12 protein-coding genes are annotated in these 12823 nt (G+C 63.8%); 4 read left to right on the forward strand and 8 right to left on the reverse strand.

Annotated features, from left to right (window positions below; all coding sequences use genetic code 11):
• Positions 1-45: 45 nt before the first annotated feature.
• The 7 genes from WCJ41_RS00590 to WCJ41_RS00620 form a co-directional block, all read right to left on the reverse strand.
• The gene (locus WCJ41_RS00590; RefSeq protein WP_336903864.1) at positions 46-696 is read right to left on the reverse strand and encodes a dienelactone hydrolase family protein; all 651 of its coding nucleotides are present in this window, start codon (positions 694-696) and stop codon (positions 46-48) included.
• Positions 693-1895 carry a serine hydrolase gene (locus tag WCJ41_RS00595; RefSeq protein ID WP_336903865.1) on the reverse strand — a complete coding sequence of 401 codons (1203 nt, stop codon included), beginning with the start codon at positions 1893-1895 and terminating at the stop codon, positions 693-695. The genes WCJ41_RS00590 and WCJ41_RS00595 overlap by 4 nt, the downstream gene beginning before the upstream one ends.
• 67 nt (positions 1896-1962) lie before the next feature.
• Positions 1963-2961, reverse strand: coding sequence for an extracellular solute-binding protein (locus WCJ41_RS00600; RefSeq protein WP_336903912.1), 999 nt, complete (start codon positions 2959-2961; stop codon positions 1963-1965).
• Between the two features lie 63 nt (positions 2962-3024).
• Positions 3025-3825, reverse strand: coding sequence for an ABC transporter permease (locus WCJ41_RS00605; protein ID WP_336903866.1), 801 nt, complete (start codon positions 3823-3825; stop codon positions 3025-3027).
• The gene (locus WCJ41_RS00610; RefSeq protein WP_336903867.1) at positions 3818-4744 is read right to left on the reverse strand and encodes an ABC transporter permease; all 927 of its coding nucleotides are present in this window, start codon (positions 4742-4744) and stop codon (positions 3818-3820) included. The genes WCJ41_RS00605 and WCJ41_RS00610 overlap by 8 nt, the downstream gene beginning before the upstream one ends.
• 2 nt (positions 4745-4746) lie before the next feature.
• Positions 4747-5847: an ABC transporter ATP-binding protein gene (locus tag WCJ41_RS00615; RefSeq protein ID WP_336903868.1), complete on the reverse strand. Its 1101-nt coding sequence runs from the start codon at positions 5845-5847 to the stop codon at positions 4747-4749.
• Positions 5848-5978: 131 nt separating this feature from the next.
• Positions 5979-6722, reverse strand: coding sequence for an SDR family oxidoreductase (locus WCJ41_RS00620; RefSeq protein WP_336903869.1), 744 nt, complete (start codon positions 6720-6722; stop codon positions 5979-5981).
• 68 nt (positions 6723-6790) lie between these two features.
• On the opposite strand from WCJ41_RS00620, the gene WCJ41_RS00625 reads away from it, so the two are divergent.
• Both WCJ41_RS00625 and WCJ41_RS00630 read left to right on the forward strand, forming a co-directional pair.
• Positions 6791-8227: an amidase gene (locus WCJ41_RS00625; RefSeq protein WP_336903870.1), complete on the forward strand. Its 1437-nt coding sequence runs from the start codon at positions 6791-6793 to the stop codon at positions 8225-8227.
• A 41-nt stretch (positions 8228-8268) separates the two neighbouring features.
• Positions 8269-9360, forward strand: coding sequence for a site-2 protease family protein (locus tag WCJ41_RS00630; RefSeq protein WP_336903871.1), 1092 nt, complete (start codon positions 8269-8271; stop codon positions 9358-9360).
• Between the two features lie 68 nt (positions 9361-9428).
• On the opposite strand, the gene WCJ41_RS00635 is transcribed toward WCJ41_RS00630, so the two are convergent.
• On the reverse strand, positions 9429-10151 hold the full coding sequence (locus WCJ41_RS00635) for a sulfotransferase family 2 domain-containing protein (RefSeq protein ID WP_336903872.1): 723 nt from the start codon (positions 10149-10151) through the stop codon (positions 9429-9431).
• A gap of 225 nt (positions 10152-10376) precedes the next feature.
• On the opposite strand from WCJ41_RS00635, the gene WCJ41_RS00640 reads away from it, so the two are divergent.
• Together WCJ41_RS00640 and WCJ41_RS00645 are read left to right on the forward strand one after the other, a co-directional pair.
• The gene (locus WCJ41_RS00640; protein WP_336903873.1) at positions 10377-12089 is read left to right on the forward strand and encodes an ABC transporter ATP-binding protein; all 1713 of its coding nucleotides are present in this window, start codon (positions 10377-10379) and stop codon (positions 12087-12089) included.
• 15 nt (positions 12090-12104) lie between these two features.
• Positions 12105-12776 (forward strand): hypothetical protein, encoded by a 672-nt coding sequence (locus WCJ41_RS00645; protein WP_336903874.1) that lies wholly within the window; start codon positions 12105-12107, stop codon positions 12774-12776.
• The last annotated feature ends 47 nt before the right edge of the window (positions 12777-12823 follow it).

The raw sequence follows: 12823 nt of genomic DNA on the forward strand, positions 1-12823 counted from the left end.
GACAGGACGTCACATTGGCATACGCAGCGGGCGGAATAGTGGATGCTATGTGGCCAAAGCTGCGAGCCCGGCTCTCAAATGCGTGATCTCGTCGTCATTGATGCCGTGGGAAGAGCCCGGATAGATGCGCTCCGTGACCTTCGCCCCCATGCGGGTGAACACTGCCGTCGTCTCCTTCACGCGGGCGAGCGGGATGTGCGGGTCATGTTCGGAGCAGCCAAGGAAGACCGATGCCCCTGCCAGCGTTCCGGCATAGTCGCGTGGCGTGCCCGGCGGGCCGATGGCCCCGCCACTCAGCACGCCGACGAAGCCATAGGGACGGGGGTTCCTCAGCGCCGTTTCGCTGGTCAGGCAGGCGCCCTGGCTGAAGCCGACGACGGCGAGTTTTCCCGCCTCAACACCCGAATCGAGAATATCCGCGATGATCGCCGCGACACGATCCAGCGCGCGTGACAGATAGGGCTCGTTCGCCGCCGTGGGTGCCATGAAGCTTTGCGGATACCAGGTGTAACCCTCGGCCTGCGGCGCCAGGTAGCAGAGGTCCGGCATGGCCATCACATCGGCCAGCGGCAACATGCTCTCGGCAGTGGCGCCGCGGCCGTGGATGAGCAACACCACGCCCTTGGCGCGGGAGGGCGGTGCTCCGGCGCGGGCCAGCGCGTGGCGTTCGATTACGGTATCGAGAGTGTTGCTCATGCGAGGTGCCTTCCGATGGCATGGAACGCCTTCTGCGTAGCGATGCTGAAGGACGTCGATATGAAGTCGGGCCAACTGGAGAGCTTGGCGGCCACCAGCCCGTGGTCCCAGTTCACATAGATCATCTGGCCGAACACGCCGCGTGCATAAAGGGCGCGCGAGCGCGGATCCTCGATCCACCACTGGTTACGATAGGAGCCCTCGGGAAGTGCCGGTGAAAATGGCGCGGTGGGGTGGTGAATGCCGGTGCGGGTTGCCTCCACCCATTCAGCCGGAACGATGCCGCCGCCGTTCTGCAGGTAGAGCAGGCCGACGCGGGCATAGTCTCTCAGGCAGGCGTTGAAGCCGCCATCGGCCAGCGCGCTTCCCACCGCATCGACGGTGAAGCTCGCACTCTGCTCCGCGCCCATCGGCTGCCAGAGTTCCTCCGACACGATCTCGTAGAGACGCTTGCCGGTGACGCGCTCCATGCAGAAGCCGAGAACCTCGGTCTCGATCGATCGGTAGGAGAAGCGCTCGCCGTGCCGGCATTCGAGCTTGCCGAGGCCCAGCACCTGCTCGAACACATGGCGCGGCCAGCGAAAGGACGGGTCAGCGCCGGGCGGAACGGGCTTCCAGCCGGAGGAGACATCGAGCTGACCGACATCGGAATAGGGATCGGTGTAGGTCTCGTCGAAGGTGACGCCGCTCCTCATGTCGAGGACATGCTGCAACAGCGCACCGCGATAGGCGGTGTCATTCAATTCAGGAATGTAGTGCGTGACGGGTGCATTGACATCCAGCAAGCCCTTGCCCACCAGCACACCGGCCGCGGCGGCCGTCACCGATTTCGCCACCGACTGCGAGAGGTGCAGCGTGCGCGGCGTCATGCCGTTGAAGTAGCGCTCATAGACGACGGCGCCATCCTTGAGCACGATGAAGCCATCCGTGTAGGTGTCGTCGAGCAGGCGCGCGAGCGTCGTCACCGCTCCCTTGATGGACGGAACGGGCAATGCATCGAGATCTTGTTCCTTGCGCGGAAGATGACTCACCGGACCATCGCCGCGCCAGACTTCCGCGGTGGGCAGGATCTGCCGGATGTTCTGGAATGCCCAGCGGTTCCATGGCGGCCGGTCCCAGTCCATGCGCGGCGGCACCAGTTGCGGGGGCGAACCCTGCATGATGGCCAAGCGCGGGTCGGAATTGCGGTAGGAGGTCATGTGCGTCTCCCTTGAAACCAAAAGGGGGCGGCCTTGCGGACCTCCCCCCGATCTTCCCCGAAGGGACTTACTTCATCAGATCGGTCCAGATCCTGGTGTAGAACTCCACCGCTTCCGGCGGGCAGGCCAGCGCAAAGGTGGCCTTGTCCTTCATGTCGGCCGGAATCATGAGTTCCGGGGCATCCTTCATGTCGGCGGGCATGAACTTCTCCGAACCCGCGATGCCGTTGGCATAGCGCGCGAAGGCGGAAAGGCCGGCGGCGTTTTCCGGATCCATCACGAAGTTCTGAAAGAGCTTGGCGTTCTCGACGTTCTTGGCATCCTTCAGGACGGAGAGGTTGTCCATCCAGATGGTGATGCCTTCCTTCGGATAGCCGTAGTGGATATCCGGGTTCTGCAGGCGCTGGCGCAGGGCAGAGCCGTTCCAGTCGCTGGTGGCAAGGTAGTCGCCCTTGGTCATCTTCTCGATGGTGGAATATTCCATCGCGATCCAGTTGGGCTTGGCGTTGACCAGCGTGTCGCGCGCCTTCTTCAGCTCTTCCTTGTCGGTCGAGCAGCGCTTGAAACCATTGTAGGCGAGTGCCGCGTCGATCACGTCGGTCATTTCCGGAACGACGTTGACCTTGCCCTTCAGCTCGGCCGGCGTGTCGAAGACGATGCCCCAGGTATTGATGTCGCCACCATAGGCCTTGGTGTTGACCGAGACACCAACGGTGCCCCACTGCCACGGAACGGAGTAGTGGCGGCCATTGTCATATTCGACATCCACCCAGCGCGGGTCGACGTTCTTGAAGTTCTCCATCTGGTTCGGGTTCGTCTCGAGGAGCAGGCCTTCCTTGATCCAGATCGGCATGAAGTTGGCGGACGGCACCACCATGTCGAAGCCATGGCCGCCGGCACGCACCTTGGCGAGAGCCGTGTCGTTCGAGTCATAGTCAGTGATGGTGACCTTGACGTTGTACTTCTCTTCGAACTTCTTGATTACTTCGGGGCTGGTGTAGTTGCCCCAGTTGTAGATGTTGAGGACGCCCTCGGCGAAGGCGGGTGCGGACATCGCCATCACCATGGCGGCGGCCAGCAAGGTCTTGGATTTGAAACTCATCTTTTTCTCCCTTTTGAAGACTTCACGTTACGCTTTTTTCCGGCTGATGAAGAAGAACATCGTCACCAGCAGAATCGAGATGCCGAGGAACACCGTCGAGATGGCGTTGATCTCCGGCGTGACCGAGCGCTTGAGCTGGCCCAGCATGTAGGTGGGCAGCGTCTCCTGCCCGGCGGACTTGACGAATTCGGTGATCACCACATCATCGAGCGAGATCACGAAGGCCAGCATGAAGCCCGCGAGGATACCGGGCCACAGGATGGGCAGTGTCACCCGCTTGAAGGCAGCCCAGGGCGGTGCATAGAGGTCGGCCGCGGCGCGCTCCAGCGTCAGGTCCATGCCTTCGAGGCGGGCGCGGATCGGCATGTAGGCGAAGGGAATGCAGAAGGCGGTGTGGGCGGCGATGATGTAGCCGAGCCCCGAATAGCCGGTCCATATCTTGATGCGCGAGAACACGATGAGCAGCGCCACCGCCGTGACGATCTCCGGCACCATGAGGGGCTGGTTGATGAAGGCGTATTTGAAGGTGAGGCCGCGATAGGGCGCTGTGCGGGTGGTGGCAATCGCCGCCATGGTGGCCGTGACGGTGGCGATCGTCGCGGCGACGACGGCGATCACCGCCGAGCGGATGGTGGCCTCCTGCACGGCTGTGTTCTGCCAGGCGGACTCGAACCACCGGAGCGAGAAGCCCTCCCACATGGCGACGCTCTGGCCGGCGTTGAAGGCATAGAACACCAGCGTGGCGACCGGCAGGTAGAGCACCGCGAAGCAGGCCAGCGCAATCAACGAGAAGCCCGGCATGGAGGTGATGGAAAAGCCCTTAGACATGGCCGTTGCCCCCGCCCTTCGCGGTGTTCCTCACATAGACGAGGAGCGCCAGCGTGACGATGATCATGAGCGTGATGGAGAGCGCCGAGCCCAGCGGCCAGTTGCGGCCCTGGCCGAACTGCAGGTCGATGAGGTTGCCGAGCATCATGTTCTTGCCGCCACCCAGCACGCGCGGGATGACATAGGCGCCGAGCGAGGGGATGAACACCAGGATGCAGCCCGCCACGATGCCGGGCTTGACCAGCGGGATGATGACACGCCACAGCACCTGGAAGCGGTTGGCGTAGAGGTCATAACCCGCCTCGACCAGCCGGAAGTCCAGCTTCTCGAGCGAGGCATAGAGCGGCAGCACCATGAGCGGCAGGTAGACATAGACCATGCCGAAGAGGATGGCCCAGTCGGTGAACATGATCTGGACCGGCTGGTCGACGAGGCCCAGGCCCATCAGCGCCGAGTTGATGATGCCCTCGTTGCGGATCACCTCCTGCATGGCGAAGGTGCGGATCAGAATGTTGGTCCAGAACGGAATGGTGATGAGGAACAGCCAGAGGTCGCGCTTGTCGGGCTTCCTCGTGGCGATGAAGTAGGCCGTGGGGAAACCGAAGAACAGGGTGATGATGGTGGTAATGAAGGACAGCTTCAGCGACCGCCAGAAGATCGAGATGTTGGCCCAGGCAAGGCCCAGCGTATCGTCGAACATGTCGCGCTCGGCCACCACGTTGAACCAGCCGTCGAGCGAGAATTGCCAGTACTTCACGTCTCCGTAGTCGCCCTTCACCATGAAGGAATAGAGCACGACGACGGCGAGCGGGCCGATGGCCGCGAAGAAAATGATGATGAGTGCGGGTGACGACAGCAGCCAGCGCTTGCGGATCTGATCGCGCTCGGCCCTGTCCGCCGCCTGTTGTGCAACACCCATTCTCAGTCCCTCACCACCTGGGCGGAATTCGCTTCGAGTGCGACCCCCACGGGATTGCCCACCGCGTGGCCGGAGCCTGCGCCATGCGAGTTCTGCTGGCGGATGATGAACGCTTCTCCGCCATCGAGCTTCACGTAATAGTGCGTGTCGGTGCCGAAGTAGACGATGTTCTCGAGCTTGCCCCATAGATCGGCTTCGCCGCCGGGCTTCACGAGGTCGGCATGCTCGGGCCGCACCACCACGGTGACGCGTCCATGCGGCTTCAGCCCTTCTGGAAGACCCGCGACGATGGTGCCGCCGCCTGCGAGCTTGACCGTGGCAGAAGCTCCCTCGACAGCGAGAACGTCGCCCTCGAGGAAGTTCGTCTCGCCGATGAAGTTGGCCACGAAGCGCACCGAGGGGCGGTCATAGATGTCACGCGGCGAGCCGATCTGCAGGATCTTGCCACGGCTCATGACCGCGATGCGATCCGACATGGTGAGGGCTTCTTCCTGGTCATGCGTCACGAAGATGAAGGTGATGCCGGTTTCATTCTGCAGGCGCTTCAGTTCGATCTGCATGTCCTTGCGGAGCTTGTAGTCCAAGGCCGAGAGCGGCTCGTCGAGGAGCAGCACCTTGGGCGCCGGGGCGAGCGCGCGGGCCAGTGCCACGCGCTGCTGCTGGCCGCCGGAAATCTGGCTGGTGCGGCGGTTGGCGAGCTCCTCCATGCGCACGAGCTGCAGCATCTGGGATACCCGCTTGTCGATCTCGGCGCGGGGCTTGCCCAGCATCTCGAGCCCGAAACCGATGTTCTGGGCCACCGTCATGTGGGGGAAGAGCGCGTAGGACTGGAACACCGTGTTGACCGGCCGCTTGTAGGGCGGCAGCGGCGCGATATTCTCACCGTAGAGAAGGATTTCGCCCTCGTTGGGGAAGTCGAAGCCGGCGATCAGCCGAAGCAGCGTGGTCTTGCCGCAGCCCGAAGGGCCCAGCAGCGTGAAGAACTCATTTTCGCGGATCGAAACCGAAACATTGTCGAGAGCCTTGACGGCGTCCTGCCCTGTTCCGAATTGCTTCGTGACGCCTTTCGCCTCGATGGCGGTTTGGCCTGCTGCCAAGATCAAGCTCCCTGCTCCCACCCTTTTCGGCGGTTGTTGGCTGCATCCTAGGCCGGGGAAATACCCTTTGCCAATGGGTACCGCGACTGCCCGCGCAGTTGACGCAGGGGCGGCGCAGCGCCGCCCCATGGATTGGCCTAGATCGACCAGCCGCCGTCGATGACAAAGGTCTGGCCGGTGACGAAAGCGGCCTCGTCACTTGCCAGATAAACCACCAGCATGCCGATTTCCTCAGGCTGCGCCATGCGGCCCATGGGCTGGCGGGAAATGAAGGCCGACTTGGCGGCCTCGTAGTCACCCGTGGCCTTGAGGCGCTCGGCGAGCGACGGGCTGTCGACCGTGCCGGGGCAGATGGCGTTCACGCGGATGCCCTTGGAGGTGTAATCCGCCGCCAGCGCCTTGGTCATGCCGATCACCGCGGCCTTGGTGGCCCCGTAGACGAAGCGGTTCGGCACGCCTTTGATCGAGGAGGCGGCAGAGGCCATGTTGATGATCACGCCGCTGCCGCGGGCGAGCCAGGCCGGCATGAAGGCCTTGATCATGTGAAAATGCGCCTTGACGTTGAGGTCGAAGGAGAAGTCCCAGGCCTTGTCGTCGGTTTCCATCAGCGTGCCGGCGTGGACGAAGCCCGAGCAGTTGAAGAGAATGTCCGGCGTTCCGACGCGCTTTGCCGCGGCGTCGATCTGGTCCTGCTTGAGTACGTCGAGGGTGAAGGTCTCGATCCCTGACTGTTCGGCGGCGAGCGAGGCCAGCGCCTCGGCGTTGATGTCGGTCGCCCAAACCTTGGCCCCCTCCTTCGCCATGCAGATGGCGGAGGCCCGGCCGATGCCCTGGCCTGCCGAGGTGACGATCGCTGTCTTGCCGTGAAGCCTGCCGGCCATGGACTTCTCTCCCATTGTCCTGTTCTCTGTTGGGCGAAACCACTAGCCCCTCGGGATGAGCCTTGTCCATGACCAACGATGACCTTTGCTACCTCTCCGCCACGGAGGCCCTGAAGCTGTTCAGGAAGCGCAAGCTGTCGCCCGTCGAACTGGCGAAGGCGCTGATTGCCCGCTCGGAGAAGGTGAACCCGAAGATCAACTGCCTGGCCGACCGCTATTTCGACGAGGCCATCGCGCAGGCCAAGGCATCGGAAGCCCGCTACATGAAGCGGGGCACAAAGACCGGCGCACTCGACGGCGTGCCGCTGGCCGTGAAGGACGCGCAGCGGGTGGCGGGCAAGCGCACCACGCAAGGCTCGCTGATCTTCAAGGACTGGGTGGACGAGCATTCCGACCCGATGATCGCGCGGTTGCAGCAGGCGGGGGCCGTGATCCTCGCCCGAACCACGACGCCGGAGTTCTGCCTGTCCGGCATCACCGCCTCGCGCATCTGGGGTGTGACGCGCAATCCGTGGAATACCGAATGGGGGCCGGGCGGATCATCGGGCGGCTCGGGTGCGGCACTGGCCGCGGGGATGATCACGCTGGCCACTGGCACCGACATCGGCGGGTCGATCCGCATTCCGGCGGCGGCCTGCGGCGTGGTGGGCTACAAGCCGCCGCATGGGCGCAACCCCGATGGGCCGCCGGCCAACTTCGACCGCTTCAACCACTGCGGACCGATGACGCGCACGGTGGCGGACGCCGCGCTGATGCAGAACGTGACTTCGGGCCCGCACCCGCTGGACCATGACTCGCTCAGGCAGAAGGTGAAGCTGCCCACCGAGGCTGCCTCGATCAAGGGGATGAAGATCGCGTACTCGGTAGACCTGGGCTACGTGCCCGTCGAACCCGCCGTGAGAAAGAACATGCTGGCGGCGATCGAGGTGTTTCGCAAACTCGGTGCGAAGGTGGAGGAAGTGGACCTCGGCTGGACGGCGGACGTCGAGAAGAACGGGTTGCACTGGTACAACCTGATGCATTTCGGGCGGCAGACGATCTGGCACCTGAAAGACTCGAAGCACCTGATGACCGACTACGCGATCAAGTTCGCGGAGGTGGCGCAGAAACTGACCGGGCCCGAAGACGTGCACAAGCCGTGGGCCCAGGCGCATGCCATGTACCAGACGCTGGGGCCGGTGCTGGCCTCGCACGACCTGTTCATCTGCCCCACCAACAATGCGCCCTCGGTGAAGGCCGAGCATGACCCGTGGGACGAGAGCTTCACGGTCAACGGCCAGAAGGCCGACCCGGAATTCGGCTGGGTGATGACGCACCAGTTCAACATGCTGCACAATTGCCCGGTACTTTCGGTGCCGTCGGGGCATGCAAAAACACAGGTGCCGACCGGCATCCAGCTGGTTGGCCGCACCTGGGACGACGTGAAGGTGTTCCGCGCGGCGCTGGCCTATGAGAAGGCAGTGGGTGGCTGGTACGGCTCGAAAAAAGACCGGCCGCGGCTGTGATTTCTCTTGACATTTGAGGAAAACATGCCTATATTGGGGGAATGAACTGGTCACTCACCATCGGTAGGATTGCAGGCACCAATATCAGGCTGCACATCACCTTCCTGATCTTCCTCGCCTGGATCGGCATTTCGGATTACCTCGCCGGGGGGCCATCCGCCGCCGTTGAATCAATTGTGTTCATCCTGCTCGTGTTCCTCTGCGTGACGCTGCATGAATTCGGCCACATCACCATGGCCAGGCGCTTCGGGGTCAACACGCCGCAGGTGATCCTGTCGCCCATCGGCGGCATCGCGGCCATGGAGCGGATGCCGGAAAATCCCCGGCAGGAGCTGCTCGTGGCCATTGCCGGGCCGCTGGTCAACGTCGGAATCGCGCTCGTCCTGATGGCCGTGTTCGGCCTGGGCCTGGGCTTCTTCACCACCATCGACTTCGACCATGCGAGCCTGGCCGAACGGCTGCTGATCGTGAACATCATGCTTGTGCTGTTCAACCTGATCCCCGCCTTCCCGATGGATGGCGGCCGGGTGCTGCGCGCCATCCTCGCCATGAACATGGGTGCGGCGCGTGCCACCGCAATCGCCGCGCGCATCGGGCAGTTCTTCGCCATCGTGTTCTTTGTGGCAGGATTGCTGTGGAACCCGATCCTGATGTTCGTCGGCGTGTTCATCTATCTCGCGGCGGGGGCCGAGGAACAGCAGGCGACCTTCACCGGGTTCGCCTCACGCCTCACCGTGCGCGATGCGATGGAGCCATCACCGGTGGTGCTGGAAGTAAGCCAGCCGGTATCGGAGGCGATCGACGCGCTGCTGGCCAGCCCGCAGAGGGACTTCCCCGTGGTGGACCGCGCGCAACGCATCGTGGGCCTGTTGGACCGCGACGCGATGATCGTGGGCTTGCGGGACAAGGGGGAGAGCGTGCCTGTGGGCGAGGTGATGCGGGCCTGCCAGCCGCTGCCGCCGGGAATGCCACTGCCCGAGGCCTTCACCCGGATGCGCGCGGCAGGTGCTACCGCCGAGGTTGTGGCGGACGAGGGCGGCAACGTGATCGGCGTGCTCACGGTGGAGAACGTGGCGGAGATGATGATGGTGGCGGGTGCACGGCCAGGCTGGCGCTTCCGGCGGTCGCGATAAGAGCCTGATGCCGCCTGACTCGGCAGGCGGCTCTGCTGGACGGAACGCAGGAATGGCGATGCGCAACCTCAGACCACGTAGCCGAACTGTTCGATGTCGAAGGCGAAGGCATCCCTGATCACCTGGCGCTGCCGGTCGTTCAGCATGGCGGCGAAATCACCCTTGGGGCGCTGGGTGGACTTGAAGCGCGTGAGCACCACCGGCGTATCGATGCCGAGTTCACGCATGGTGCGGCCAAGATCCTGCTCGAGCGTCTCGAAACGCAGCACGCGGTCGGCCACCACGCGGCCGTCGATGGCATAGACGTCGCGGCCCTTTTCATTGAGGCGGCGGAAGTCATTCAACTGCAGGAACTCGTCAAAGCGGGCGTGGAAGTTGGTTGCCGCATCCTCCCAACCGCGGTTGGCGGCGGTCCAGAAGAATTGTGAGACGCTGCGGTCCAGCGGGTTGCGGACGACGCAGAACTTGAGGTGCCCATACCACTCCTTGTCACCCACGTAGTGCTTGACCCGCGCTGCGCTGGCATGCGGCGACAGGCCATGGCGGCGCAGCGTCTTGCGGTGGTTGAAGGCCATCAGCAGCCGGGCGAGCGGCGGCACGCCGGCCGCAGGCTTCGCAAAGCCCATGGGCGGGCAGGCGCCAGTGCCCTTGATCGCCTGCTCCTCGTCGTCATCGAGCCAGGTGACGATATCGCCCTGGCCGCAGAAGCGGCGGAGATAGGCCTCGACCGAGGAGCCGCCGGTCTTGCTGACCTTGAGAAAGATGAAATTATGCGTGTTGCTGACGATCACGGCCCCGGGCTCCCGCTGCTGGACCCTCCTTAGGGGCAGCAACCGGCTTGCGCAACGCTTGGCAACCGGACGCGGGCGCGACGGGGCGGCAGCCACCGCGCCGCGTGGGCCGCAGAAAAGCTCAGCCTTGCGACAAGAAACGCTGAATGGCGCAACCATTGTGTGCCCCTGCCGGACGGGCTATTGCTGCCCCGATTTTGACGCTCGATCGGTGCTTTTCCACGCATGAAGATGATCTTCAGGATATTCCTGCAGGGCGACCGGCTGCAGTCGACGCTGGTGCTGCTGAGCCTGCTTGCCGCCGCGGCGGTGGAGGCGATCGGCATCGGTGCGCTGCTGCCCGCCGCCGGGGCCCTGCTGGGCGAGGCCGGAAAGTCATCGCAGAGCAACCAGATCGCGCAGCGGATGATCGACTGGCTGGGTGTTACCCCCGACTTCAAGACGCTGGTGCTGCTGATTGCAGGCGCCATCGTGCTGAAGGCCGTCATCTCCTTTGCCGCATTGTCCTATGCCGCGGTGGTGTCAGCCGACATCGCCATCGGCTTCCGCGAGCGGCTGATCAGCTCGCTGTTCGGCGCCAGCTGGCGCTTCTATGCCGACCAGCAGGCCGGGAAATTCGCCGCCGCCATCGCCAATGACGCAACACGCGCCAGCCAGGCCTATCTGCTGGCCGCGCAGGTTCTGGCGCAGCTGGCGCAGGCCGTGCTGCTGGGTAGCGTGGCGATGCTCTACAACTGGAAACTGGCGCTGGCATCAATCGCAGTGGGCATCATCGTGGGTGCAGCGATGAACCGGTTGATCAAGATCTCGCGCGCGGCAGGCCGGCGCGAGGCCGATACGACGGCGCTGCTCACCGTCAAGATCGTCGACCTGCTCGCCAACATGAAGGCGCTGAAGGCGATGCACCGCTTCCAGCCCATGCTGATCCCGCTGCGGCGCACGCTGATGAAGCTGCGGCGCGCACTGATCACCGGGGAGGTGTCGAAGCTCGGCTTCAACCTCGGCAACGAGGTGGTGGTGACGCTGCTCATCACCGTTGCCGCCTATCTTGCCTATACCTCGTGGAACGTGACGCTGCCGGAGATCGTGGTGATTGGCGTGATCTTCCTCAAGATCAACGACATCATCGCCAAGGTGCAGAAGGCGGTGCAGCAGTCGGTGAAGTATGAGCGGTCCTACGAGCGCATGGTGGAGCAGATCGCCCTTGCCGACGCCCACCGCGAGCTGAACCCCGGAACGCATGAACCGATGCTGACCAATGCCTGCCGCTTCGAGGGCGTTTCCTTCTCGCATGGCGAGCGCGAGATCATTCGCGACGTGAACATCGAAATCCCGGCGCGCCGCATCACCGTACTGAAGGGCCCCTCGGGTGCCGGCAAGACGACGATCATCGACCTGCTGATCGGCCTCTACCAGCCAAAGCGCGGGCGCATCACCATCGACGGCGTGCCGCTCACCGAGATCGACCTGTTCAAGTGGCGGCAGAAGATCGGCTATGTGCCGCAGGAACTGAGCCTGCTGCACGCCGACGTGCGCGAGAACATCACCTTCGGCGACCCGAACATCACCGACGAGATGGTGCATGAGGCGCTGCGCCAGGCGGAGGCTTCGGGCTTTGTGGCCAATCTGCCGGACGGGCTGGAAAGCAGCGTCGGCGAGATGGGCGGCAAGATGTCAGGCGGTCAGCGCCAGCGCATTTCGTTGGCGCGCGCGCTGGTGACATCCCCCGAAGTGCTGATCCTCGACGAAGTAACGAGCGCGCTGGACCCGGTGACCGAGCAGGACATCGTGCGCAACATTGCAGCCCTCCGGAGCCGCTACACCATCGTGGTCATTACCCACCGCCAGGCCTGGACGGCCATCGCCGACCGCCTCTACGAGGTGGAAGGCGGCGAGGCGCGCTGGGTGGCCAACGAGGAGCGCATTGCACAGACATGAGTCGGTGAGGGCGCGATGATCATTTCCCACAGTCGCCGCTTCATCCTGGTGAAGTCGCGCAAGACGGCTTCAACCAGCATCGAGCGCGCCATCATCCCGCAGCTCGACGGCAACGACATATGGACGCCCATTTCCATTCCGCCGGTTGCAGGCCGCAACTATTACAGCGCGTGGCCCATCGACCTGATGACGGCCAAGCTGGAGTGGTTCCGCGACCTCGTGGGACGCGACAGCGTGCTGCACCGCCGCTTCTTCTTCGACCACATGCCGCTCGCCCGGGCGCGCCCGATGCTGCCCGCGGCGCAGTTCGGCAGCTACCGCAAATATGCCTTCGACCGGAACCCCTGGGACTTCCTCGTGAGCCTCTACTTCTTCAGCCGCCGCAAGCCGCCAGTGGCGGGCTGGGACTTCGACCGCTTCCTGCATGAGTATCCGGTGGTGCAGAATCGCTCGCTCTATACCGAAGACGACGTGGTGATCGCCGACCGGGTGTTCCGCTTCGAGGAGCTCGCCGGGGCGCTGGGAGAAATTTCCGCCGAGACCGGGCTCAGCTTCGCGAGCCTGCCCGAGGACAAGCGCAGCTATCGCGGCGGCACGGACTACCGCTCCCATTACTCCGCCTCGAGTCGCGACCTGGTGGCGGAGCGCTGGGCCGACACTATCGCCCTGCTCGGCTACGACTTTTAGGCCGCCTTGCCGCAACTACTCGTGCGAACGATCTTGTGATAGAACGC

The organism is Aestuariivirga sp. (genome assembly GCF_037139295.1).
Lineage (GTDB): Bacteria > Pseudomonadota > Alphaproteobacteria > Rhizobiales > Aestuariivirgaceae > Aestuariivirga.